At 57.4% G+C, this 22,658-nt stretch carries 26 protein-coding genes and 1 riboswitch; of the genes, 11 read left to right on the top strand and 15 right to left on the bottom strand.

All coding sequences use genetic code 11. The features are described 5' to 3' along the window. Positions 1-92 precede the first annotated feature (92 nt). On the bottom strand, positions 93-1,199 hold the full coding sequence (gene asd / locus P4L78_RS00630) for an aspartate-semialdehyde dehydrogenase (RefSeq protein WP_309326370.1): 1,107 nt from the start codon (positions 1,197-1,199) through the stop codon (positions 93-95). Between the two features lie 172 nt (positions 1,200-1,371). On the opposite strand from asd, the gene dtd reads away from it, so the two are divergent. From dtd to P4L78_RS00655, 5 genes are all read left to right on the top strand, one after another. Beyond that, on the top strand, positions 1,372-1,824 hold the full coding sequence (dtd, locus tag P4L78_RS00635) for a D-aminoacyl-tRNA deacylase (RefSeq protein WP_309326264.1): 453 nt from the start codon (positions 1,372-1,374) through the stop codon (positions 1,822-1,824). 112 nt (positions 1,825-1,936) lie between these two features. Next, positions 1,937-2,491, top strand: coding sequence for an isochorismatase family protein (locus P4L78_RS00640; RefSeq protein ID WP_309326266.1), 555 nt, complete (start codon positions 1,937-1,939; stop codon positions 2,489-2,491). Beyond that, positions 2,481-3,401 (top strand): DJ-1/PfpI family protein, encoded by a 921-nt coding sequence (locus P4L78_RS00645; RefSeq protein WP_309326268.1) that lies wholly within the window; start codon positions 2,481-2,483, stop codon positions 3,399-3,401. The genes P4L78_RS00640 and P4L78_RS00645 overlap by 11 nt, the downstream gene beginning before the upstream one ends. Positions 3,402-3,516: 115 nt before the next feature. Beyond that, a riboswitch (SAM riboswitch) is annotated at positions 3,517-3,596 on the top strand. A 230-nt stretch (positions 3,597-3,826) separates the two neighbouring features. Further along, positions 3,827-4,141, top strand: a complete 315-nt coding sequence (locus tag P4L78_RS00650; RefSeq protein WP_309326270.1) for a hypothetical protein — start codon at positions 3,827-3,829, stop codon at positions 4,139-4,141. 115 nt (positions 4,142-4,256) lie between these two features. Then, positions 4,257-5,651, top strand: a complete 1,395-nt coding sequence (locus P4L78_RS00655; RefSeq protein WP_283150878.1) for an MATE family efflux transporter — start codon at positions 4,257-4,259, stop codon at positions 5,649-5,651. A gap of 8 nt (positions 5,652-5,659) precedes the next feature. Here the strand turns inward: P4L78_RS00655 and P4L78_RS00660 are convergent, their stop codons facing one another. The 13 genes from P4L78_RS00660 to P4L78_RS00720 form a co-directional block, all read right to left on the bottom strand. Beyond that, on the bottom strand, positions 5,660-6,268 hold the full coding sequence (locus tag P4L78_RS00660; RefSeq protein ID WP_309326273.1) for a flavin prenyltransferase UbiX: 609 nt from the start codon (positions 6,266-6,268) through the stop codon (positions 5,660-5,662). Next, positions 6,265-6,810 carry a Gx transporter family protein gene (locus P4L78_RS00665; protein WP_309326275.1) on the bottom strand — a complete coding sequence of 182 codons (546 nt, stop codon included), beginning with the start codon at positions 6,808-6,810 and terminating at the stop codon, positions 6,265-6,267. Before P4L78_RS00665 ends, P4L78_RS00660 begins: the two co-directional genes overlap by 4 nt. Then, positions 6,791-7,174 (bottom strand): NusG domain II-containing protein, encoded by a 384-nt coding sequence (locus P4L78_RS00670; RefSeq protein ID WP_283151414.1) that lies wholly within the window; start codon positions 7,172-7,174, stop codon positions 6,791-6,793. Before P4L78_RS00670 ends, P4L78_RS00665 begins: the two co-directional genes overlap by 20 nt. Then, on the bottom strand, positions 7,161-8,021 hold the full coding sequence (gene rapZ, locus P4L78_RS00675) for an RNase adapter RapZ (RefSeq protein ID WP_283150875.1): 861 nt from the start codon (positions 8,019-8,021) through the stop codon (positions 7,161-7,163). Before rapZ ends, P4L78_RS00670 begins: the two co-directional genes overlap by 14 nt. 2 nt (positions 8,022-8,023) lie before the next feature. After that, complete coding sequence (gene hprK, locus P4L78_RS00680) at positions 8,024-8,968, bottom strand: HPr(Ser) kinase/phosphatase (protein ID WP_283150874.1); 945 nt, start codon at positions 8,966-8,968, stop codon at positions 8,024-8,026. Beyond that, entirely contained in the window at positions 8,949-9,422 is a 474-nt protein-coding gene (ptsN, locus tag P4L78_RS00685) for a PTS IIA-like nitrogen regulatory protein PtsN (RefSeq protein ID WP_283150873.1), read from the bottom strand. Before ptsN ends, hprK begins: the two co-directional genes overlap by 20 nt. A 315-nt stretch (positions 9,423-9,737) precedes the next feature. Beyond that, positions 9,738-10,067 (bottom strand): ribosome hibernation-promoting factor, HPF/YfiA family, encoded by a 330-nt coding sequence (gene hpf, locus P4L78_RS00690; RefSeq protein ID WP_283150872.1) that lies wholly within the window; start codon positions 10,065-10,067, stop codon positions 9,738-9,740. 46 nt (positions 10,068-10,113) lie between these two features. Further along, on the bottom strand, positions 10,114-11,523 hold the full coding sequence (locus tag P4L78_RS00695) for an RNA polymerase factor sigma-54 (RefSeq protein ID WP_309326279.1): 1,410 nt from the start codon (positions 11,521-11,523) through the stop codon (positions 10,114-10,116). 60 nt (positions 11,524-11,583) lie between these two features. Beyond that, entirely contained in the window at positions 11,584-12,309 is a 726-nt protein-coding gene (lptB, locus tag P4L78_RS00700) for an LPS export ABC transporter ATP-binding protein (RefSeq protein WP_283151413.1), read from the bottom strand. A gap of 44 nt (positions 12,310-12,353) precedes the next feature. Further along, entirely contained in the window at positions 12,354-12,929 is a 576-nt protein-coding gene (gene lptA / locus P4L78_RS00705; protein ID WP_283150870.1) for a lipopolysaccharide transport periplasmic protein LptA, read from the bottom strand. After that, positions 12,901-13,482 carry an LPS export ABC transporter periplasmic protein LptC gene (gene lptC, locus P4L78_RS00710; protein WP_283150869.1) on the bottom strand — a complete coding sequence of 194 codons (582 nt, stop codon included), beginning with the start codon at positions 13,480-13,482 and terminating at the stop codon, positions 12,901-12,903. The genes lptA and lptC overlap by 29 nt, the downstream gene beginning before the upstream one ends. A 9-nt stretch (positions 13,483-13,491) precedes the next feature. Further along, the gene (locus P4L78_RS00715) at positions 13,492-14,010 is read right to left on the bottom strand and encodes an HAD family hydrolase (RefSeq protein ID WP_283150868.1); all 519 of its coding nucleotides are present in this window, start codon (positions 14,008-14,010) and stop codon (positions 13,492-13,494) included. A gap of 22 nt (positions 14,011-14,032) precedes the next feature. Beyond that, positions 14,033-15,037 (bottom strand): KpsF/GutQ family sugar-phosphate isomerase, encoded by a 1,005-nt coding sequence (locus P4L78_RS00720; RefSeq protein WP_283150867.1) that lies wholly within the window; start codon positions 15,035-15,037, stop codon positions 14,033-14,035. Positions 15,038-15,152: 115 nt separating this feature from the next. On the opposite strand from P4L78_RS00720, the gene P4L78_RS00725 reads away from it, so the two are divergent. Beyond that, positions 15,153-17,093 (top strand): monovalent cation:proton antiporter-2 (CPA2) family protein, encoded by a 1,941-nt coding sequence (locus P4L78_RS00725; RefSeq protein WP_283150866.1) that lies wholly within the window; start codon positions 15,153-15,155, stop codon positions 17,091-17,093. A 129-nt stretch (positions 17,094-17,222) separates the two neighbouring features. Here the strand turns inward: P4L78_RS00725 and P4L78_RS00730 are convergent, their stop codons facing one another. Beyond that, complete coding sequence (locus P4L78_RS00730; protein ID WP_283150865.1) at positions 17,223-18,389, bottom strand: Do family serine endopeptidase; 1,167 nt, start codon at positions 18,387-18,389, stop codon at positions 17,223-17,225. 14 nt (positions 18,390-18,403) lie between these two features. Here P4L78_RS00730 and P4L78_RS00735 point away from each other — a divergent pair, with 14 nt between their 5' ends. From P4L78_RS00735 to P4L78_RS00755, 5 genes are all read left to right on the top strand, one after another. Next, positions 18,404-19,156 carry a Nif3-like dinuclear metal center hexameric protein gene (locus tag P4L78_RS00735; RefSeq protein ID WP_309326284.1) on the top strand — a complete coding sequence of 251 codons (753 nt, stop codon included), beginning with the start codon at positions 18,404-18,406 and terminating at the stop codon, positions 19,154-19,156. Positions 19,157-19,167: 11 nt separating this feature from the next. Beyond that, positions 19,168-19,662 (top strand): hypothetical protein, encoded by a 495-nt coding sequence (locus P4L78_RS00740; protein ID WP_283150863.1) that lies wholly within the window; start codon positions 19,168-19,170, stop codon positions 19,660-19,662. Positions 19,663-19,802: 140 nt separating this feature from the next. After that, positions 19,803-20,387, top strand: coding sequence for a ubiquinol-cytochrome c reductase iron-sulfur subunit (gene petA / locus P4L78_RS00745; protein WP_283150862.1), 585 nt, complete (start codon positions 19,803-19,805; stop codon positions 20,385-20,387). 23 nt (positions 20,388-20,410) lie between these two features. Beyond that, entirely contained in the window at positions 20,411-21,751 is a 1,341-nt protein-coding gene (locus tag P4L78_RS00750) for a cytochrome bc complex cytochrome b subunit (protein ID WP_283150861.1), read from the top strand. Between the two features lie 16 nt (positions 21,752-21,767). Further along, the gene (locus tag P4L78_RS00755) at positions 21,768-22,541 is read left to right on the top strand and encodes a cytochrome c1 (protein ID WP_283150860.1); all 774 of its coding nucleotides are present in this window, start codon (positions 21,768-21,770) and stop codon (positions 22,539-22,541) included. Positions 22,542-22,658 lie beyond the last annotated feature (117 nt).

The raw sequence follows: 22,658 nt of genomic DNA on the forward strand, positions 1-22,658 counted from the left end.
TTAGTGCGGCGGCATGACACGCACGTTGGCAACAAAAAACCCGCGACAAGCACGGGTTTTTGATGAAGCAAGCCAGCGTTTCTGGCGGTCTGTTACTTATCCAGCAAAATACGCAACATACGGCGCAGTGGCTCGGCAGCGCCCCACAGCAATTGGTCGCCGATCACGAACGCGCTGATGTATTCCGGGCCCATGTTGAGCTTGCGCACGCGGCCAACACCGATATCCAGCTTGCCGGTGATGGCGGCTGGGGTCAGTTCTTGTTCGGTGATGCTGCGATCATTCGGCACCCACTTCACCCACTGGTTGGTGGATTTGATCAGTGCTTCGATTTCGCTCAAGGGCAGGTCTTTCTTCAGCTTGATGGTCAGCGCCAGGCTGTGGCAGCGCATTGCGCCAATTCGCACACACAGGCCATCAACCGGAATAGTCTTGTCGGTGCCGAGGATCTTGTTTACTTCGGCCTGGCCTTTCCATTCTTCCTTGGATTGGCCGTTTTCCAGTTGCTTGTCGATCCACGGGATCAAACCGCCAGCCAGTGGCGCCGGGAAGAACTCGGTCGGCACATCTTCGCGGATGGATTTGGCCACCTTGCGGTCGATTTCCAGAATGGCCGAAGCCGGATTGGCCAGCTCATCAGCCACGGCCGCGTGAATCACGCCCATGCCCTTGACCAGTTCGCGCATATTGTTGGCGCCCGCACCGGAGGCCGCCTGGTAAGTCATCGAGCTAACCCATTCCACCAGGTCTTCGCGGAACAAACCGCCCACGCCCATCAGCAGGATGGAGTTGGTACAGTTGCCGCCAGCAAAATTCTTGACGCCATTGGCTACGGCGTTGCGGATCAAACCATCGTTGACCGGGTCCAGAATGATGACTGCGTCGTCTTCCATGCGCAGGGTAGAAGCGGCGTCGATCCAGTAACCTTCCCAGCCCGAAGCCCGCAGGCGACGGAATACGTCGTTGGTGTAATCACCGCCCTGGCAGGAAATGATCACGTCCATGGCGCGCAACTCGTCCAGGTTGTGCGCGTCTTTAAGCGTGCCTGCGTCTTTGCCGAAGTTCGGCGCGGTGCTGCCTGCTTGCGAGGTGGTGAAGAATGTCGGGGTAATCAGGTCGAAATCTTTTTCTTCCTGCATACGTTGCATGAGCACCGAGCCCACCATGCCGCGCCAACCGACCAAGCCTACCTTCTTCATCATCTTTTCCTTCAGCAACAGGGTTACAAATATCCAAGGGGATTGATGATATTAGAGAAATCCGCGATTGAACGCCAGCCTTGGCACCAATTCGGCGCTGATCGGTACAGACGGGCACCAATAACCCGCTAACATGAGGGTTTTGGCGAAATTGCAAAAAGGGGCGGTCACAATGCGGGTTTTGCTGCAACGGGTGGAGCATGCACAGGTCGATGTGGCGGGTGAAACCGTCGGCCGCATTGGCGCTGGCTTGCTGCTGCTGGTGGGGATTGAACCCGCCGATACGGTCGAAGATCTGGCGTGGATGAGTGCCAAGGTCTGCAAACTGCGCGTGTTTGAAGACGACGCAGGAATAATGAACCGCTCGGTGCTGGAGACCAGTGGCGAAATCCTGGCGGTATCGCAGTTCACTTTGTTTGGCTCATACAAGAAAGGCAATCGGCCCTCGTGGATGCGCGCGGCCCAAGGTGAGCATGCGACTGGGTTGTTTGATGATTTCGTCGCCCGGGTGACTGCCTTGTTGGGCAAACCAGTGCCAACCGGAGTATTTGGCGCGGATATGAAGGTGAGCTTGCTGAATGATGGACCGGTAACCTTGCAACTGGATTCAAAAAATCCCGAGTGAGCGCGTTCAACAGGGTATGTCCTGAATTGTCCGCTACTGGTCGCCAGCGCCCCTTGGTTCATGGCATGCTGCATCGTAAATTAAGGCTGCAACCAACCCGAGGAGCCTTGCCATGAAATCTGCCCTGATTGTAATTGATGTCCAGAAATCTTTTATGCACCGCCCGTTCTGGACTGAAGATGATCTACCCGCATTTAAAGAGAAGCAGCTGGCGCTGATCGCCGGATACCAGGCGCGGGGTTGGCCAGTGGTGCAGATATTCCATCACTCGGCGGGCGCCTTCGACCCGGCTAACGGCTTGTGTGTGGCGCTGGACTGGATGCCCGATCCAAGTGGTCTGGTTTTTAACAAACACGTGCACAATGCCTTGACCGAAAGCGGCCTGCTGGAATGGCTCAAAACCAATGACATTGACCATGTCAGCATCAGCGGCATCCGCACCGAGCAATGCTGCGAAACCACAGCGCGCGTGGCGTCTGACCTGGGCTACGCGGTCGATTTTGTCTCCGAAGCCACACTGACCTGGCCGATGACGCATGCCGACGGTGTGACGGTGACTGCTGCACAGATCAAACATCGCACGGAGTTGGTCCTGGCTGGCCGGTTTGCGCGAGTTTCCACAGTGGCAGAATGTCTGGCCGCGCTGGACGAGCAATATGCCGCTTGATATCTGGCTGGTGGTGGCCGATGACTTACTTTTGCTTGACTTGGCCGGTCCGGCAGAAGCCCTGCGTATGGCGGGCGACGAGCACTTCCGGCTGCACTTTGTCGGGCCTGCCCGTGAAGCACGCACACTGGTCGGCGTCACCATTGCCAATCTTGAGCCACTGCCCGCCAGGCTGATTGCACCGGCCTTGCTCATCGTTCCCGGCCATGAGCCCGGCGCAGATACTGCGCAGGGCGAGGTCATCACCCGCTGGTTGCGCACCGCCATGCTCCAGCCAGGCATTGAACTGGCAACCGTTTGTGCCGGGGCGTTGTACGCCGCCAAAGCGGGCTTGCTGGATGGGCGTCGCTGCACCACGCATTACATGCATACCGCCGAGTTGCAACAGTTTGCGCCCGCCGCCAAAGTCGAGGCCGACCGGGTGTTTGTGCAAGATGGGCCGATCTGGACGTCCGCTGGCATTACTGCCGGGATAGATCTGGCCTTGCAGCTGATCGCTACCAAAATCTCACCGCAAAAAGCCGCCGAAATTGCTCGCCGGTTGGTGGTGTACTTTCGCCGTGGTGGCGATGATCCGCAGTTATCCGCCTGGTTTCAACATCGCAACCATCTACACCCGCTGGTGCATCGGGTGCAGGAAAAGCTGGCGCAAGATGTGGCGGCGGATTGGTCACTGGAAAACATGGCAGAGCTGGTGCATGTCTCCCCCCGCCACCTGACCCGCCTGTTCCGTGAACACGCGCAAACCGCGCCAACCGAATATCTACGATTGCTGCGAGTCGCGCAGGCGCAAGCCCTGCTGGCGGACAGTCGCTTGCCGATGGAGCGAGTGGCGGAGTTGTCGGGGTTTGGCTCGGCGCGAGACTTGCGCAGGGTGATGGGGCGAATGCGGAGTGGGGTTACGGTGTGAGCTTTCAATCTTGTTTGGTGTGATCGTTGGGCGGTTCGGCCCAGCCAGCCCGTCGTTTGCAGACCTAAACCACTTGAGCCACTACTTGACGCCTCCCGCCGCCAAGGCGTACAAATGAAACTATCGCGCCGATTTGATCAGCCAGCTTGCGGGCGCGTTATAAATACTGCTAAAGCGTGCCGCGACCTGCGTCTGGCACGCAGGTTTTTTTGTTTTCAGATTTTGCTGCATCTGTAATACCTGCCGCGCGCAAGCGTGGCCGCGCCGAGTTAAGCGACAACTTGCGGGGCGCGCCGAACCACTTGAGTGGATTCGGGAAATGCTGCTAAAGCGTCGGCCGCCTGTGCCCGAATCATTGTTGGTTTTGGCGCGGATCAGAAGACCGGTGGCCGTCGTTGATTTTTTCTCAACTTCAGGAGGCCACCATGTACGACTGTTTTGTTCCCGAGTTCGCTTTGTTCCAACAACGCCGCTGCAAACCGCAAGCTGTTTTGAGCTTGCGACTCGATTATCGCCGTTGGCTGCGCCTGAAATGCGCGGCCAGTGCTGGCCCTGCGCCTTTATCCAAAGCCGCAGCGGTGGCAGTGGCGCTGGGTTATCACACGCAACTGCTGGATGACGGTTCGCTGGCGGTACTGGATATCGAGCTGGAGGCCGCCTTGTTGCTGTGTCAGCACCTGCCAGAACTGATTGGCAGTTACGAAGTGCCAGCCAGGCCGCAGTGCACACCACTGGATTGACGCAGGTCACATACCAATCACTTGCAAGTTGCCGGTCTGACCGGCTGTGAGTGGCGCAATACCTCATATCAATCGCACATAATCAAAAAAGCTTAAGCGCTTTAGCAAGGACCGCATGACTCTGCCGCGTATCTGGCGTGAAATCCGCGCCACCTGGCATCTGGCCTGGCCGATCATGATTGGCCAGTTGGCCCAAGTGGGCACCGCGTTTGTGGATGCGGTGATGGCTGGTCACGTTTCGGCGGGCGATCTGGCTGCCGTATCCGTGGGTGCCTCCGTTTGGATCACCGTCATCGTGACCATGATCGGTCTGCTGCTGGCCAGCAGCCCGCTGATCGCGCATGCGGTGGGCGCCAACGATACCAAACGTATTCCTGGTCTGGTGCAACAGGCGTTTTATCAGGCGGCGATGTTCACCGTGGTTGGGCTGTGCCTGGTATGGCTGGCGATGCCCATCTTTAATCATCTCGGCTTGACGCCGGATGTGGCCGACAAAGCACGGCGGTTCCTCGGTGCAGTGGCGTGGGGCTTGCCAGCGTTCTCGTTTTTCCGGGTTTGCTACAGCTACAGTGCAAGTCTAAACAGTACCAAACCGCTGATGGTGATCGCCTTGCTGGGGCTGGCGCTGAACGTGCCGGTGAACTGGATTCTGATTTACGGCCATTTTGGCTTTCCGGCGCTGGGTGGCGTGGGTTGCGGTTATGCCACGGCATTTTGCCTGTGGGCCAGCGCCGTCATGATGCTGGCGTGGATGCGATTCTCGCCGGTGTATCGCGAGACTTATCCGTTGCGCCACTGGGTGCGCATCGACTGGCATCGCCAGCGTGAGTTGCTCAAGCTGGGTGTGCCCATGGGACTGATGTTCTTTGTGGAAGTCAGCGCCTTTGCCGGTATCTCGCTGCTGATCGCTCGCTTGGGTACAGTGCCGGTCGCCGCGCACCAGATCGCGCTGAATTTTGCTTCGCTGGTGTTCCAGATTCCAGCTGCCTTGGGCACCGCCCTGACGGTGCGGGTTGGTCAGGCATTGGGTGCCGGGCAGCCACAAGATGCACGCTTTATTGGCTGGGCTGGCTTCAAGATGGGTGTGGCAGCAGCCGCGGTATCTGGGCTGTTTACCGCATTTGGGCATGGCTGGGTCGCAAGTTGGTACACGGAGGATGCGCAAGTGCTGGCGCTGGCGTCGTTGTTGCTGGTTTATGCCGCATTCTTTCAGTTGTTTGATTCCACCCAAGTGGTCGCTGCCGGGATATTGCGCGGCTACAAGGTGACGCGCACACCAATGATCATCCATCTCACTGCGTTCTGGGTGATTGGCTTGCCGCTGGGCTATGCGCTGACTTTCGGCGTCGGCGATACCATTGTTGGTCGCGGCGCGGTGGGGTACTGGGAGGCACTGGTGGTGGCGTTGGGATTTACTGCAGTCATGCTGACGCTGCAATTTGCCCGCGTCAGCCAGCGGGCAGTGGCTCGCGAGAAAGCTGCTCTCCGTGTTACGGAACAGGCTCTCTAGTTTTTCAGTCAGGCCTTATCGCCCCAGCGCTGCATCAGTGTGTGGGGAATGGCCAGTTGGTCCAGAATGCGTGCCACCACAAAATCCACCAGATCATCAATCCTCTGCGGATGATGATAAAAACCTGGGTTGGGCGGCAGAATCACTACGCCCAGCCGCGCCAGCTTGAGCATGTTTTCCAGGTGCAGCGCGGAGAACGGCGCTTCGCGCGGCACCAGCACCAGCTTTTTTCCTTCCTTGATCATGACATCGGCAGCGCGTTCCAGCAGATTATCTGACACGCCTGCGGCAATAGCCGCCAACGCGCCCATAGTACAGGGGCACACCACCATGCCATCGCCTGGATTTGAGCCGGATGCCATGGGCGCAAACCATTCCTGTTGGCCCCAGACATCCAGTTTGGTATCAGCGGGCAGTTTGAAGTGTTCGCGCAACCAGTCATCAAAATCTGCCGCCCGGCCCGGCCAGGTGTAGCCCAGCTCCTGTTTGGCGACGATCTGTGCCGCTTGCGTGTACAGCACATGCACATGACAACCCGCCGCCAGCAGGCATTCGATCAAACGCATGCCATATGGCAAACCCGAGGCGCCGGTGAGCCCGACGGTAATGGTCTTCATGGTGTAGTTTCCTTGGGCGATGCGTTGAGCAAGCGGGCGCAAATCAGCCCGTTTGCCAGCCCGAAAATCAGTGTTGCGCCAAAAAACACCGGCGCCAGGCGGATCAGCCCATTATTGGGGATCAGCCACAGTCGGGCCAGCCCAAGTTGTCCGGCAATATGGGCGAAAGCGGCAATCAGTGAAAGACTGACCGGGCCGAACCAGCGGCGCGGCAAATACTGGGCTGCAGCCAATGCGGCCAGGCTAACAATGCCGCCACACACGCTCAGCGCAAAGCCTGGTGAGAGAAAGCCACCGAGCACCAACGCCCCGCCAAAGATCCGCAGCAATGAAACCCAGGCGGCATCACGCCAGCCGTAGCGCCACAGCACCACCAGCGTAATGATATTGGCAATGCCGGGTTTTACTCCGGGGATGGGCGAGGGGAAGCCCGCCTCGATCACGCCCAGCAAGATGGCGATTGCGGCATAACGGGCGATGCGCAGGTCGTCTGCGCCCGCGACGACTTTGAGCGGCGCGCTATCAGTAACTGAGGCTGTCATAGGCGCGTGCGCGGCTACCTGTCAGTTCAATGCTGGTGCGATTAGGCAGGCAAATGGCGATCTGACCGGTTTCGGTCAGCCAGCCTGCCCGCACGCAATACTGGCGCGGACTGGGGTCGGCGGCGATACGCGCGCGCCCGCTAGCGACCTGAACGGTGGTGTCACCTAACGGGCCGGGTACTTTCATCTGCCGATCAGCTGCCAGATCGAGCTCGGCAAACAATTTGCCGGACTGATAAATGCGCACATGCGTTGCGGTATCGCGCTGCCAGGCATAACTGGCTAAAGCGATGACCAGACTCAATGCCAGCAACATCACCAACCAGTCACCGGGCTGCAACAGACGCCATTCAGGCCGTACCATGTTGCTCACGATGGCGTATCAAAACTTGGCGTTGATTGGCGAAGTGGCGGCCCAGTTGTTCCGCCAGGAAAACGGAACGATGCTGGCCACCGGTACAACCAATCGCGACCGTAACGTAATTACGGTGGTCGCGATCAAACTCGGGAATCCAGTGCTCCAGAAAGCCGATCAAGTGAGTTAAATAGCGGCCCACGGCTTCCTGGCGTTTGAGGAAATCAATGACTGGCTGGTCTTTGCCGGTGAGTGGGCGCAAGACCGGATCGTAATGTGGATTGGGCAAACAACGCGCATCGAATACAAAGTCGGCATCTTGTGGCAAGCCGTGCTTGAAGCCAAACGACTCAAATATCAAAGTAAGCCGGGATTGATCCAGCCCGACAAAGTCGCGCACCATTGCCCGCAACTGGTTTGCCGATAGCACGCTGGTATCTATGCGATGAGCATTGGCGGAGAAATATTCCAGAATCTCACGTTCAAGCGCGATGGCCTCGGTAACGGTGAGATTGCCGCCAGAGAGCGGATGCGCGCGGCGGGTTTCCGAGAAACGTTTCACCAGCGTTTCATCGCTCGCCTCCAGGAACAACAAGCGGGCGTCGACTTTGAGTTCCAGCATCGCCGCCAGGTGATCGGGAAAAGCGGCCAGGTTGTGCGCGCTACGAGAGTCAACGGCAATGGCAACCTTGGGGTAGCCATCTTCATCCAGCAGCGCGACGGTTTGCGGCAAAATGGGCGAGGGCAGGTTGTCGATGCAGAAATAACCGAGGTCTTCCAGAATGCGCAACGCTACACTCTTGCCCGCGCCCGAGACCCCTGAAAGCAGGATGACCTGTTGCCGTTTTTGCGTCATCGTTATTCGCCCAGCTCCATAAAGCGCTGGTGCCGTTCAATAAACTCGCGGGTGGAGTCGATGCCGCGCAATTGCAGAATATAGTTACGTACCGCGGCCTCAACCAGTACCGCCAAGTTGCGACCCGCCGCCACCGGAATCACCAGTTTGCGGATTTGCACGCCGAGGATTTCCTGCGTGGCCGCCTGCATTTGCAGCCGATCAATTGGCGCCAGCGTTTCGCCGCCCGCTTTAGCCAGATGCACGATCAGCTTGAGCGTCTTTTTGGGGCGCACGGCAGTTTCGCCGAAAATGGTGCGGATATTGAGCACGCCGATCCCCCGTACTTCCAGAAAATCGCGCAGCATCGGCGGACAGCGACCTTCCAGTGTTTCCGGGTTGGTGCGATAAACCTCAACTACATCGTCGGCCACCAGACCGTGGCCGCGTGAGATCAGCTCCAGTGCCAGTTCGCTCTTACCCATCGACGACTCGCCAGTCAGCAATACGCCCACTTCCAGCACGTCCAGAAACACGCCATGCAAGTGGGTGGAAACGGCGAGTGCCTTGGCCAGGTAATAGCGCAGCACGTCCATCAAATATGGCGATTGTTCGGTGGAGGTCAGCAGCGGTACGTGGTGACGTTCGGCACCTTCACGCAAGGTGTCGGGCACGGGCTGGCCATTGGCAACCACCATCAGTGCCATTTCATTGGCAAACAGGCGTTCGACCGAATCTTTCTGGGCCTCGGGGCTAAGACCGGCAAAATAATTGACTTCGGCAATCCCCAAAACCTGCACGCGGTTGGGGTGAATGAAGTTCAGGTGACCAACCAGTGCCAGACGCGGCTTTTGTTCGGCGGCATCATTGGTGAGCAGATTGTTGGCACCGGATTGACCTGCTACCCAGGTGAGCCTGAGCTTTTCCGCATTATCGATGAACAGCTGTCTAACGGTAATCTGCGGCATACGGTTCCCAGGTGGAAATCAGTTTCCAGGCCGCGTCCACGTCGCTGGCCGTTGCAAGTTGTTCGCGCACGGTTTTATCAGAAAAGAGCTGGGCCAGCTCGGACAATATCTGCAAATGCAGGTCGGTGGCGGCAGCGGGAACCAGCAACACAAAGACTAGGCTCACGGGTTTCCCGTCCGGCGCATCAAAAGGCACCGGGCTTTTTAGCCGGATAAACGCGCCGCTGGCTTCTTTCAGCCCTTTGATCCGGCCGTGTGGAATTGCCACACCTTGGCCCAGGCCGGTTGAGCCGAGTTTTTCACGGGCAAACAGGCTATCGAAAATAACGCTGCGCGCAATGGCGTGACTATTCTCGAACAGTATCCCCACCTGTTCGAAAACACGTTTCTTGCTGCCCACGTCCAAATCTAGAAACACATTATTGGCGGGCAGAATTCTGGATATCAGACTCATCGTGTTGCCGACTCACTGACCAAAGCGGCGGGCGTATCCTGCGCGCCCCACCTGTGACGAATTCCGATGGCTGCTTTTGCTCTATTCACCGGTCTGGATAGTGCTCACTGGAACTGCGAACCACACCGCATTTACGGTGCAATTTGATAAGTATTGCGCAATTTATTAGCCAGGACAGCGCAATCTTGCCCCATTAACGTGCCATTGCACTGCACAACCAATACTATTGTACCGCCCAGAATGCATAAACAAAAACGGGAACCAGTATTATTGGCTCCCGTTTGTTGTATCAAAGGACTGGTTAATGCCGGAAAGTCATTCCTCTTCGACGGTTTGCTGATGTTTGATCGCTTCGCCGCGATGATCCATCAAGCATTCTTTGTGTTTCACAATCTGCCGATCAAGTTTGTCGACCAGTAAATCAATGGCCGCATACATATCCTTGTCTGATGCCTCAACGTGGATGTCTTTTCCGCGAACCCGCACTGTGACATCGGCTTTCTGCTGCAATTTTTCTACAGACAGAATCGTGCTGACGTCTACAACCTGGTCGAAGTGTCGCGTTATCCGGTCGAGCTTGCTGGTAACGTATTCCCGTAAGGCCGGGGTCACTTCAACGTGATGTCCGCTGATGTTGAGGTTCATGGCATTCTCCTTCTGGTAAGCCATTAAGACACTGCACCGATAAGGGCTACAGGTTTTTGCGCAGATTGACGGGTGGAACGTTCATGCCCTCCCTGTACTTGGCAACGGTTCGCCGCGCAACCACGATCCCTTGCCCGGATAAAGCTTCGGCAATGGCGCTATCTGAGAGCGGCCGGGTTTTGTCTTCGTTCTGGATCATCTGTTTGATGAGCGCTTTGATGGCAGTGGCCGAACATTCGCCACCAGCTTCGGTGTCAACGTGACTGCCGAAGAAGTATTTGAACTCCAGCAGCCCACGCGGGCTGGTCATGTATTTCTGGGTGGTAACGCGGGACACGGTGGATTCATGCAGATCCAGTTCCATGGCGATATCGCGCAGGACGAGCGGGCGCATGGCGACTTCACCATGTTCGAAAAACGCACGCTGGCGTTCAACGATGGCCTGAGCGACCCGCAGAATGGTTTCAAAGCGTTGTTGCACGCTTTTCACCAGCCATTTGGCTTCTTGCAACTCGCGCGCCAGCACACCGCCTTCGCTACGTTGCAGGATATCTGCATAGACTTGATTGATGCGCAACCGCGGCATCGCGGCTGGATTGAGTCTCACCTGCCATTGCCCCTTGATCTTTTGCACCAGTACGTCAGGTACAACGTAACGTGGTGTCAATGCCGCCCATTGTGCTGCCGGGCGCGGATTCAGACTGGTGATCACACTTTGCGCGGCTTTCAGTGCCGCGTCGTCACATTTCAGTAACCTTTTGAGCTTAGTGTAGTCACGCCCGGCCAATAAATCGAGATGTTGTCCGACGATCTGTCGTGCCAGCTCGCAAGCGGGAGAAGGTGCAACCAGGCGCAACTGCAGGCCCAAAGCCTCCGCAGTATTGCGGGCACCCACCCCAACGGGATCAAACTGCTTGAGTCTGGCCAGTGCTACGGCCAGGTCATCAATTTCAAGCTCCAGATGTGTGACGATCTCCAGCGGGATTTGTTCCAGTAATTCTTCGAGGGACATTGGTAAAAATCCCTCATCGTCCACTGCGTCGATCATGAAAGCCAGGGCAGCATGGTCGCGCTCGGGCAAACGCAGCACCCCGGCTTGATCCAGCAGATGCTCGCGCAGCGTCAGCTCTTTGGCGACCTGGGTGGCCGGATCGAAGTCGTCATCATCGTCACCGTTGCGCGCATTGCCGGTGCCGCTACCCCAGTTCATGTCGTCGCCGCTGCCATCGTAGGCCGGTTCTTGCGGGGTGCTGTCGCTCTCGCCGGAAACAGGTTCGGGACTGTCGGAAGGGTTGCTGCCCCCACCATCTTGTTCCAGCAGCGGATTTTCCAGCAGGTAACGCTCGATTTCCGTCTGAAAATCGAGTGTGGACAACTGCAACAGCTTGATCGACTGCTGCAGCTGCGGGGTGAGGTTCAGTTGCTGCGAAAGACGCAGTTGAAGGGATTGCTTCATGCTGCGTTTATATCCAGACAAAGAGGGTGGCGGTTGATCGGCGCTTTGTGCATGGCGCGGTTACATGCGGAAATGTTCGCCCAGGTAAACCTTGCGCACTTGTTCGTTGGCAATGATTTCGGCCGGATGCCCGGATGCCATCACGGAGCCTTCAGAGATAATGTACGCCCGATCACAAATCCCCAGCGTTTCGCGCACGTTATGGTCGGTAATCAGCACGCCGATACCGCGGTCGCGCAGATAAGCAATGATGCGCTGGATATCCATCACCGCAATCGGATCGACCCCGGCAAAGGGTTCATCCAGCAAAATAAAGCGCGGATCAGCAGCCAGCGCGCGAGCGATTTCAGCGCGTCGCCGCTCGCCGCCAGACAAACTCATGGCACCGCTGTCACGCAGATGGGCAATGTGCAATTCATGCAGCAGTTCGTCCAGTCGTTCCGCACGGCGTGTGGCGTTTTTCTCGCGCAGTTCCAGCACAGCCAGAATGTTCTGGGCGACCGTCATCTTGCGAAAAATCGAAGCTTCCTGCGGCAGATAACCCAAGCCCAGTTCTGAGCGCTGGTGCATCGGCAGGCGACTGATGTCCTGGCCATTCAGGGTGATTTCGCCACCATCGGCAGCGACCATCCCGACAATCATATAAAAGCTGGTGGTTTTGCCCGCGCCGTTAGGGCCAAGCAAACCGACGACCTCTCCCGCATCCACTCGAATGGCTACGTCACGTACCACGGTGCGTTTGCCGTAGCGTTTCATCAAACCGGAAGCGTTCAGGGATGCAGTCATGGGTTGAGTGGCCGGGCCGTTGTTATCGAGTGATCGGGAGGGCTTCATTGGGCCCCGCTTGCGGTGACTGCACTGGCCTTGGTTGCCGCCGGTTTGGTGGTGGCAGCGGCACTGGCGTCTTTTTTCTTCGGAACGATCGTCACATTGACGCGACCGGCGCCGGACTTGGTGCTGTTGGCGGTGTACTGGTCGTTGTTCAGGTTGTAAGTGATGATGTCCCCAAACACTTCGTTCTGGTTCTTGCGCACCCAGGCACTGTTGGTCAGCACCAGCATGCCGGTTTTCTGGTTGTAATCGTAATGCAGTGATTCAGCATCAACCCATTCACCATCATCTGCCTGCTGGCGAAATTTCACTGGTTTGCCATCGCCTTGCGAATATTGCATGCCATCCGCGTCTTGATGGATCACCAGCTTGTCCGAGCGCAGCGTCATGGTGCCTTGCGTGACAACCACGTTGCCGGTGTACACACCGGTATTGGCTTTCTGGTCGTAAGTGGCCGAATCAGCTTCAATTTTCATCGGCTTTTCACGATCAGCCGTTGAGGCCAGGGCGGCAGTTGCCCCCAGCGCCAGGCTGATTGTCAGGACGCTATTTACTGCTGCGTTGCGCAGGGACATAAGTGGTGCTCACTCTGGATTTAACTAAAAGGGTCTGGCCAGCAAGGTCGGCTTGAAAGCCAACACCCTTGGCGTGGTAGGCACCCATGTCGGCATCGACCGGGGCTTCCGACCATGCGTCACCGGGTTTGGGTTGATACCAGATTTCCCGACCGTGAATGACCATTTGCGCGTGCTGTGCATCTGGCTGGCGCGTCATCGTGGTGGGTTCGGGCATCCACAATTTTTCGCCTTTGTTGATCGATTGCGCGCGCGTGGTAACGAGGTCGACCCGCGGTTTGCCCGGTGCAGTAGACACAAGGTGCGGATTGTCGAACCAGGCGCTGTCGTTTTCTTCGTAATGGCTGACTTTGTCGGCGTCCAGTCGCTCGAACGGCCGACCCAGTTCGTCAAAGCGCACGGTATGGGTGTTGTTGGCTATCAAATTCGGCTCATCCACCAGCCGTTGGTTGTCCAGTGCCGGCAAGGTTGCGGCAGAGTTCAGTCCCCACACCAGCAGCGCCAGGAACACAATCAACACCAACGGCAAGAGTCGCGAAGACAAAGAATTCACTGGCCGTCCTTAGCGCAAATAGTACGCGAGGATACCATCCAGCGTTTCTTGTGCACGCATGATGGATTCACAGGCTTCACGCACTGCGCCGTGACCGCCGTGTTTGCTGGTGATGTAGTGAGCGTTGTCGCGCACGATTTCCGGCGCGTCTGGCACGGCAATGGCAAACGCCACTCGGCGCATCACCGGCAAGTCAATGACGTCATCGCCCATATAGCCGCATTGTTCGGCGGTCAGGCCGGTGGCTGCCAGCAGTTCGCCAAACGTTTCCAGCTTGTCATTCGCACCCTGGTACAGCAGTTCAATATTCAGATTGCGCGCGCGATGGGCCACCAGTTGCGATTTGCGCCCGGTAATGATTGCCACCTTGACGCCGCTGTCTTGCAGCATGCGAATGCCGTGGCCATCGAGCGAGTTGAATGCTTTGAGTTCTTCACCGGCGTCGTTGTAAAACAGACTGCCATCGGTCATGACACCATCGACGTCAAAGATCATCAGGCGTACGGCTTTTGCTGCTTGGTGGTTCATGGTGTTCCCTGTTCGGTGCCAGTCAGACTACGCGTGCGCGCAGCAGATCGTGCATATTCAAAGCGCCAGCGAGCTTGCCGCTATCGGTGACCAGCAAAGCGCCAATGCGGCGCTCTTCCATGATCAATACCGCCTGTGCGGCCAATTTACCCGCTTCTATGGTGATGGGGTTGGGCGTCATCACTTCAAGTACTCGCGTGTGATGTACGTCCACGCCACGGTCCAGCGCGCGACGCAGATCACCGTCGGTGAAAATCCCTACCAACTGGTTCTGCGGATTCATGACTGCGGTCATGCCCAGGCCTTTGCGGCTGATTTCCATCAGTGCATCGCGTAATGGCGTGTCTTCCTGCACGATGGGCAAGTCGTCGCCGTGGCGCATGACGTCGCTCACGCGAATCAGCAAGCGTCGCCCAAGGCTGCCACCCGGATGGGAGTGGGCGAAGTCTTCTGCACCAAAATCGCGCTCTTCCAGCATGGCAACAGCCAAAGCATCGCCCAGCGCCAAAGCCACTGTAGTGCTGGCGGTGGGGGCGAGATTTAGCGGGCAGGCTTCTTGTTCCACGGCCGAATCCAGCCAGATATGCGCTTCGCGGGCGAGGGTGGATTTGCCGTTACCGGTCATGGCAATCAGCGGCACGCCCAAGCGCTTCAGACTGGGCAAAATGGTCAGCAACTCGTCTGATTCGCCGGAGTACGACAGTGCCAGCACCACGTCCTGGGGCGTAATCATGCCCAGATCGCCATGCGCGGCTTCTGCCGGATGCAAGAACAGCGCGGGTGTGCCGGTACTGGACATGGTAGCGACAATCTTGCGCGCAATATGGCCGGATTTGCCCATGCCGGTGACGACGACGCGACCTTTGCAGGCCAGCATCAGTTCACAGGTCTGGCTGAAACGTTCGTCCAGCCGTTGCGAGATATGCTCGATGGCGGCGGCTTCAATCGCCAGCACATGGCGGGCGCGGGCGAGAAAACGGGAGGTGTCTTTGGGGCTCATGGCGATCAAGTATAAAAGACCGGGCATGGAATCTGCTAGCGACGTTGTTACATGGCAGGCTCGCCGGTATGCTGTTTCACTATACTAAAGCCCACAATTATCGACATCGAGAATCGCCATTCACCTCACTTCCCTGCTTCTTTTGCTCGCCGCAGCCGTGCTGACCGTGGTGGCCTGCCGCAGCCTGAAACTCCCGGCCATGCTGGGTTATCTGGTTGTGGGCATGCTTATTGGCCCGCATGCCTTGGGCTTTATTGACAGCTCCACCGGCGCCGAACACCTGGCCGAATTCGGTGTGGTATTCCTGATGTTTACCCTTGGTCTGGAATTCAATCTGGCCCGTCTGATGGCGATGCGGCGGGTGGTATTCGGGCTGGGTGCCAGTCAGGTAGTGGCTACGGCGCTGCTGGTTTGCGCGGTGACGTTGATAGGCGGCGGCGACTGGAAGACCGGCTTGGCACTGGGTGGCGCATTGGCGATGTCGTCCACTGCGATGGTCTCCAAGCTGCTGGCTGAGCGCAATGAACTGAACGCTCCACATGGCCAGAACGCCATTGGCGTGCTGTTGTTTCAGGATCTGGCGGTTGTGCCTCTGCTGATCATGATCCCGGCCCTGAGTCGCCCGGCAGGAGAGATGTTCTACGCGCTGGGTTTCGCCGCGCTGAAGATTGTGGTGGTGTTGTTTTTGTTGTTGTACCTGGGACAGAAGTTGATGCGCCCTTGGTTCAACCTGGTGGCGCGGCAGCATTCCAGTGAACTGTTCATGATCAACCTGTTGTTCATCACGCTGGGTATTGCCTGGCTGACCGATCTGGCCGGTTTGTCGATGGCGCTGGGCGCTTTTCTGGCCGGGATGTTGATTGCCGAAACGCAATATCGCTATCAGGTGGAAGACGATATCCGGCCGTTCCGTGATTTGCTGTTGGGGCTGTTTTTTGTCACGGTCGGCATGAATCTGGATTTCGGCACCTTGCTGCGGCAGTGGTGGCTGGTGTTAGTGGTGCTGGCGTTGATGGGGCCGGGCAAGATGCTGTTGATTGCCGGGTTGGCGCGCTTGTTTGGCTCGTCGCCAGGGCCAAGTTGGCGGACCGGTTTTACCTTGGGGCAGGGGGGCGAATTTGCCTTCGTGTTGCTGGCGTTGGCGGCCAGTTCGGGGCTGATCTCCAGCGAACTGCATCAAGCAACCATTGCTGGCGTGGTGTTATCGATGCTGGCTACGCCGTTTATTGTTCAGCACAGCGACAAGCTCGTGCTGCGCCTGGCCAGTTCCGAGTGGATGAATATGGCGGCCAACCTGCATCAGATTGCGGTGCGGTCGATGGGCGCGCAGGGGCATGTGGTGTTGTGCGGCTATGGGCGCAGCGGGCAATCACTGGCGCGGTTGTTGTCGCAAGAAAACATCCCGTTCTTTGCGCTTGATCTGGACCCGGAAGTGGTGCGTGAAGCTGGCGCAGCGGGTGAATCGGTGGTGTATGGTGATGCCGCCAAGCGCGAGGTCTTGCTGGCCGCCGGGCTGATGCGCGCGCGCGCCTTGGTGGTGACCTATGCCGATACCCATTCCGCGTTACAGATTCTGGAACTGGCCAAGCAATTGCGGCCGGATTTGCCGGTGATCGTGCGCACCTACGACGATTCGGATATCGACAAACTCAAAGCCGCCGGTGCCGCCGAGGTGGTGGCAGAAATCCTGGAAGGCAGCCTGATGCTGGCATCGCACACGCTGATGCTGCTAGGCACGCCGCTCAATCGGGTGCTCAAGCGCATTCGGGAAGTCCGGGAAGCGCGCTACCAGATGTTCCGTGGCTTCTTTCGCAGCGCGACCGATGACGTGGAGGGCAGTGATCGCTCCCAACCGCGTCTGCATAGCGTGCATCTGATTAAAGGTTCAGCCGCAATCGGGCGCCACTTGGGCGAACTGGGGCTGGAAGCAATGCATATCGACGTTAAAGCTTTACGCCGAACCAATATGCCGCCGGTGTTGCCTGAGGCCGATTTCGAATTGCTGGAGGGCGATGTGCTGGTGCTGCTGGGCGAGCCGGAAAATCTCTCGGCAGCGGAAATGCTGTTGTTGAGCGGCGGTTAGCTTGAGCGAGCGTTACTGCGAGTGTTGCCTCCCCGTTCTAGTCGGCTTTGCCGCGATATAAAAAAACCGCCCTAAGCGACTGGGCGGTTTTTTATTGGGTGAGTCTCGCTGGCTCACGATGGCGATGCTTTAGCGTTGGGCAATTTTCGGACGACGTCCGATTTTCACATTCAAGGTGATGTCCTGGCCGTTGCGGAACAAATGCATGGCGGCGATTTCATCAGGCTTGAGTGCCGCCACCTGATTGAGCATGGCCGATGAGTCGTCGATATTCTTGCCCGCGACCGACAACAGGATGTCGCCCGGCTTGATGCCGGATTTATCCGCCGGGCTACCGCGCACCACACCGGCAATCAGCGCGCCGTGGGCTTGTTTCAGCTTGAACGACGCCGCCAGTTCCGGCGTGACATCCTGCGCTTCTACGCCCAGCCAGCCGCGAGTCACCTTGCCATCTTTAATAATGGCTTCCATGACCTGCTTGACGGTGGAAGCCGGGATGGCAAAGCCGATGCCGAGCGAACCGCCAGACTGTGAATAGATAGCGGCATTGATGCCAACCAGATTGCCTTCAGTATCCACCAGCGCGCCGCCGGAATTACCCGGGTTGATCGGGGCGTCGGTCTGGATGAAGTTCTCGAAGGTATTGATGCCCAGTTGTGAGCGGCCCAGCGCGGAAACAATCCCCATGGTGACGGTCTGGCCTACTCCAAACGGATTGCCGATTGCCAGCACCACGTCGCCCACTTGCAACTTGTCGCCATCGGCAAAGGCAATTGGCGGCAAGGTGCCTTCATCGACCTTGATTACGGCCAGATCGGTATCGGGGTCAGAACCCACCACTTTAGCTTCGGCCGTGCGCCCGTCGGCTAGCGCGACTTCAATCTCGTCGGCCGATTCCACCACGTGATTGTTGGTGATGATGTAGCCCTTGTCGGACACGATCACCCCGGAGCCCAGACTGGAAGTGCGCTGCGCATCGTCGTTGCCGAAGAAGCGGCGGAATGCCGGATCGTTGAGCATCGGATGGCGCGGTGAGCGTACTTCTTTGGACGTATAGATATTCACCACCGCTGGCATTGCCCGGTGCGCACCGGCGCTATAGCTAAGCGGTGCACGGTTGACGGGCGCGGAAGCAACCGCGCTGGCCGGGCCGGAAGCATGCGTGCTCTCGCGCAGCGTGACCACTTCGCGGATCGCCTTGTTCGGTACCCACTCCGGATAGAGCAAGGTTGCAAGGAACCAGATCGCAAGCCCGGCGGTGGTGGTTTGTGCGAAAATCAACCAAAGTTTTTTCATAGGGACCCGGATCAATGCCGGTAAACAGACAGGTACTGGAAAAGTATATCGGACAATATTTGTCCGTATCGCGCTTTCGCGACTATTGCCCAAACGGCCTGCAGGTTGAGGGCCGTGAAAGTATCGCCCGGGTGGCGACAGCGGTCACCGCCAGCCTGGCTGCAATCGAAATGGCGATAGAAACGGGGGCCGATGCTTTGCTGGTGCATCATGGTTTTTTCTGGAAAGGCGAAGCCCAGCCAGTGGTGCGGACCAAGAAAGCCAGAATTGCCGCATTGCTTGGGGCAGATCTTAACCTCTTTGCTTACCACCTGCCGCTAGACGCCCACCCGGAAGTCGGCAATAACGCGACGCTGGGTAAATTAATGGGTGCGACGGCTGACCAATTTTTTGGCGATCAGGAACTTGGTTGCGTTGGCACACTCAGTAGCCCAGCTACGGTGGCACAACTGACCGCCCGGTTAATGTCCGCAACCGGACGCGAACCTTTGGTGCTGGGCCCGGCCGATCGCACAGTCAGCCGCATCGGCTGGTGTACCGGTGGCGCCCAAGGGTTTTTTCATGAAGCGGCCACACTGGATATCGATTGTTTTGTTTCCGGCGAAAGCTCTGAATTCGTGACACATCTGGCGGCCGAATCCGGTGTGACCTATCTGGCGGCTGGTCATCATGCTACCGAGAGAGGCGGTGTACGGGCGCTGGGCGATCATCTTGCGGCTCACTTCGGCCTTGACGTTATCCACCTGGAAGTTCCCAACCCGGTATGAATCGCGTGAATATGAAATCACTTTCCCCACTGCGCCTGCTGGCGCTGGTTGCCAGCGTGTTGCTGGCGGCATGTGCTACCCCGCCAGAATCGTCTTCGGGCGGTCGTCCCGGTGTTGGTAATGCCAGTTCGCCGACTGAGGCGCAATTGCCACAGACCAAATTGCCGGCTCCCGGTCAGGTGCCTAGCGTGCGTATTACAGGCCGCACCGCTCAAGCCGTGCTCGATGACATCGTTAAATTTCGCACCGGCAAAGGCATGAATGTGCGTAATCGCAGCGCCATGCGAGTGGAGTTTGCCGAGGTTGTGACCACTGCCAAACAGCCTACCGAGGCGCGGATGGTCTATATGTTGAGCCCGGCCAGTGGCGGGCTGAATCTTTCGGCAAGAGTGTTTCAGGTCAGCTATCCTGGAACAGCCAAAGAACGCGTAGCGGAAATCACCGGTGTAGTGTCTGACAAACTCAGTAAAGAGCTTGCCGGTTACGCTGGCAGTGGTGGCTGGTAGTCCCTTGTACGCGTGCGGCTTTTAGTTCGGCCGCACGTCGGGTAGAATTCACGCGTTTTACGAGCAACATCACCCATGAACCACGCGCTAGCGTGGTTTGGTCGTTGTTTCTTGTTCCATAATTTGTCAGGGATCGGGTTATGAGTGACCAGCACGTTGATAACAGCAAACGTCGGTTTCTGCTTCTCGCCACCAGTGGCGCAGGTGCGGTAGCTGTAGCGGGAATCGCGACGCCGTTTATCGCAAGCTTCCTGCCGTCAGAGCGCGCGAAAGCCGCTGGCGCGCCGGTAGAAGTGGACATCAGCAAGCTTGAGATGGGCCAGAAGATTAACGTCGAATATCGCGGCAAGCCGGTGTGGGTGGTTAAACGCACCAAGGAAATGCTCGACAATCTGCCCAAGCTTGATGGCAAACTCAACGATCCCAAGTCTGACGCCAGCGATCAGCCGGATTTCGCGCACAACGAATGGCGTTCGCTCAAGCCGGAAATCTGGGTTGCCACCGGTGTCTGTACGCACTTGGGCTGTTCGCCAACCTTCCGCCCGGAGCTGGCTCCGGCGGATCTGGGTCCGGACTGGCTCGGCGGCTACTACTGCCCCTGTCATGGCTCGAAATACGACCTCGCAGGTCGCGTGTACTCCGGTGTTCCGGCGCCACTGAACCTGCCTATTCCGCCCTACAAGTTCCTGACCGATACCACGCTGCGTATCGGCGACGACAAGTAACCGGCTCCCAAAGAGGCTGAGACATGAGCAAAGCACAAGAAATCCTCAACTGGGTTGATGACCGGTTTCCGCTGACTTCCACATGGAAGTCGCAGATGTCCGAGTATTACGCGCCCAAGAACTTCAACTTCTGGTACTTCTTTGGTTCATTGGCACTGTTGGTGCTGGTAATCCAGATTGTTACCGGTATCTTTTTGACCATGAACTACAAGCCGGATGGCTCGCTCATTCCGGGCACCAACATCTCGGTGGCGTTCAATTCGGTCGAATACATCATGCGTGACGTGGCGGGGGGATGGATCATCCGCTACATGCACTCCACCGGCGCCTCGATGTTCTTTGTCGTGGTTTATCTGCACATGTTCCGTGGCTTGATCTACGGTTCGTTCCAGAAGCCACGTGAACTGGTTTGGGTGTTCGGTTCGCTGGTGTTCCTGGTGCTGATGGCCGAAGCGTTCCTGGGCTACCTGCTGCCATGGGGTCAGATGTCGTTCTGGGGTGCGCAGGTTATTGTTAACTTGTTCTCTTCGATTCCGCTGATCGGACCAGACCTGTCGACCTTTATCCGTGGTGACTTCGTGGTGTCCGACGTGACACTGAACCGCTTCTTTGCGCTGCATGTGATTGCTGTGCCGCTGGTGCTGCTGGCGCTAGTGGTGGCTCACTTGATCGCGCTGCACGAAGTCGGTTCGAACAACCCGGATGGCGTGGATATCAAGAAGAATAAAGACCCGAAGACTGGCATTCCGCTGGACAGCGTGCCGATGCATCCTCACTACACCATCAAGGATATCCTGGGTGTGGTGGTCTTCCTGATCGTGTTCTCGACCATCGTGTTCTTCAAGCCGAACATGTTTGGTTACTTCCTTGAAGACAACAACTTCATCCCGGCTGACCCGCTGAAGACACCTCCGCACATTGCGCCGGTTTGGTACTTCACTCCGTTCTACGCCATTTTGCGTGCGGTGCCGTCGTTCCTTGGTTCGCAAGTCTGGGGCGTGCTGGCGATGGGCGCTGCGGTTGTCGTGATTGCGCTGTTGCCATGGCTGGATCGTGCACCGGTCAAGTCTGTGCGTTATCGCGGCCCGGTATTCAAGACTGCGCTGGTGCTGTTCCTGGTGGCGTTTATCGGTCTGGGCATTCTGGGTACGTTGCCGCCAACAGACGTGCGTACGCTGGTCTCGCGGATTCTGTCGGTGATCTACTTTGGCTTCTTTGCCGGTATGCCGTTCTATACCAAGCTCGATAGCTACAAGCCGGTACCAAGCCGCACGACCGATGCGACGTTTGAGCGCAAGGTTCGCTTCTTTGTCTATGTCGCGATTACCTTGGTGCTCACGGCTCTCTTTGCCAAAGTGATTTAACAGGACAACCGCAGCCATGAAACTGAATTTACGTGTTTGGCTTGCCGCTGCAGTGCTGTGCCTGCCGCTGGCTTCGTTTGCTGAAGAAGGTGGTCCGGCGCTGGATAAGGCACCGATCAACCTGCAAGATACCGAGTCGCTGCAACGCGGCGCGCAAACCTTTACCAACTATTGCTTGTCCTGTCACGGTGCAGCGCTGGTGCGCTACAACCGCCTGACTGACCTTGGCTTGACTGAAGATCAGATCAAAAAGAATCTGATGTTCACCACCGACAAGGTTGGTAACCCGATGCGTGTGGCGATGACCAACGCCGATGCCAAGAACTGGCTGGGTGCTGCTCCGCCAGATCTGTCGGTAGAAGCTCGTGCTCGCGGTGCTGACTGGCTGTATACCTACCTGCGTTCGTTCTACCGTGATGATTCCCGCCCGACCGGCTGGAACAACGCAGTGTTCGACAAGGTTGGCATGCCGCACGTGCTGTGGGAGCTGCAAGGCACCCAGGAGCCGGTGTACAAGACCGAGAAGGTTAACGGCAAAGACGCCCAAGTGCTGGAAGGCGTGAAGCTGGTCAAAACCGGTCTGCTGACTCGTTTTGATGGCGACAAGGTTGATTCCACCGAGTACGACAAGCGCGTGGGCGATCTGGTCAACTTCATGGTTTACATCAGTGAGCCAGCCCAGATTCATCGCGAGCAAATCGGCTATGCCGTATTGCTGTTCCTGATCTTTATCCTCTTCCCGCTGACTTATGCGCTGAAGAAGGATTACTGGAAAGACGTGCAACACTAAGCAGCTTGGGTGATGCAGCAAAAAAACGGGGCCATTGGCCCCGTTTTTCATTGGTAATCCTGAGCCGCTCATATCTTCAAGTGTGGCGCTCGGCAGACAGGCATTTTTTCCTTATTA

The organism is Silvimonas sp. (assembly GCF_031291215.1).
Classification (GTDB): Bacteria; Pseudomonadota; Gammaproteobacteria; order Burkholderiales; family Chitinibacteraceae; genus Silvimonas; species Silvimonas soli.

Excerpts from the sequence above, each read along its gene's own strand:
- P4L78_RS00645 (WP_309326268.1), top strand. The coding sequence starts at position 2,481 with ATGCCGCTTGATATCTGGCTGGTGGTGGCCGATGACTTACTTTTGCTT.
- rapZ (WP_283150875.1), bottom strand. The coding sequence starts at position 8,021 with ATGACGCAAAAACGGCAACAGGTCATCCTGCTTTCAGGGGTCTCGGGC.
- P4L78_RS00665 (WP_309326275.1), bottom strand. The coding sequence starts at position 6,810 with ATGACAGCCTCAGTTACTGATAGCGCGCCGCTCAAAGTCGTCGCGGGC.
- P4L78_RS00660 (WP_309326273.1), bottom strand. The coding sequence starts at position 6,268 with ATGAAGACCATTACCGTCGGGCTCACCGGCGCCTCGGGTTTGCCATAT.
- P4L78_RS00720 (WP_283150867.1), bottom strand. The coding sequence starts at position 15,037 with ATGCCCGGTCTTTTATACTTGATCGCCATGAGCCCCAAAGACACCTCC.
- P4L78_RS00755 (WP_283150860.1), top strand. The coding sequence starts at position 21,768 with ATGAAACTGAATTTACGTGTTTGGCTTGCCGCTGCAGTGCTGTGCCTG.
- petA (WP_283150862.1), top strand. The coding sequence starts at position 19,803 with ATGAGTGACCAGCACGTTGATAACAGCAAACGTCGGTTTCTGCTTCTC.
- P4L78_RS00750 (WP_283150861.1), top strand. The coding sequence starts at position 20,411 with ATGAGCAAAGCACAAGAAATCCTCAACTGGGTTGATGACCGGTTTCCG.
- hprK (WP_283150874.1), bottom strand. The coding sequence starts at position 8,968 with ATGCCGCAGATTACCGTTAGACAGCTGTTCATCGATAATGCGGAAAAG.
- P4L78_RS00740 (WP_283150863.1), top strand. The coding sequence starts at position 19,168 with ATGAAATCACTTTCCCCACTGCGCCTGCTGGCGCTGGTTGCCAGCGTG.
- hpf (WP_283150872.1), bottom strand. The coding sequence starts at position 10,067 with ATGAACCTCAACATCAGCGGACATCACGTTGAAGTGACCCCGGCCTTA.
- P4L78_RS00715 (WP_283150868.1), bottom strand. The coding sequence starts at position 14,010 with ATGAACCACCAAGCAGCAAAAGCCGTACGCCTGATGATCTTTGACGTC.
- P4L78_RS00670 (WP_283151414.1), bottom strand. The coding sequence starts at position 7,174 with ATGGTACGGCCTGAATGGCGTCTGTTGCAGCCCGGTGACTGGTTGGTG.
- asd (WP_309326370.1), bottom strand. The coding sequence starts at position 1,199 with ATGAAGAAGGTAGGCTTGGTCGGTTGGCGCGGCATGGTGGGCTCGGTG.
- lptB (WP_283151413.1), bottom strand. The coding sequence starts at position 12,309 with ATGACTGCATCCCTGAACGCTTCCGGTTTGATGAAACGCTACGGCAAA.
- P4L78_RS00695 (WP_309326279.1), bottom strand. The coding sequence starts at position 11,523 with ATGAAGCAATCCCTTCAACTGCGTCTTTCGCAGCAACTGAACCTCACC.
- ptsN (WP_283150873.1), bottom strand. The coding sequence starts at position 9,422 with ATGAGTCTGATATCCAGAATTCTGCCCGCCAATAATGTGTTTCTAGAT.
- P4L78_RS00640 (WP_309326266.1), top strand. The coding sequence starts at position 1,937 with ATGAAATCTGCCCTGATTGTAATTGATGTCCAGAAATCTTTTATGCAC.
- dtd (WP_309326264.1), top strand. The coding sequence starts at position 1,372 with ATGCGGGTTTTGCTGCAACGGGTGGAGCATGCACAGGTCGATGTGGCG.
- P4L78_RS00650 (WP_309326270.1), top strand. The coding sequence starts at position 3,827 with ATGTACGACTGTTTTGTTCCCGAGTTCGCTTTGTTCCAACAACGCCGC.
- P4L78_RS00655 (WP_283150878.1), top strand. The coding sequence starts at position 4,257 with ATGACTCTGCCGCGTATCTGGCGTGAAATCCGCGCCACCTGGCATCTG.
- P4L78_RS00735 (WP_309326284.1), top strand. The coding sequence starts at position 18,404 with ATGCCGGTAAACAGACAGGTACTGGAAAAGTATATCGGACAATATTTG.
- lptA (WP_283150870.1), bottom strand. The coding sequence starts at position 12,929 with ATGTCCCTGCGCAACGCAGCAGTAAATAGCGTCCTGACAATCAGCCTG.
- P4L78_RS00730 (WP_283150865.1), bottom strand. The coding sequence starts at position 18,389 with ATGAAAAAACTTTGGTTGATTTTCGCACAAACCACCACCGCCGGGCTT.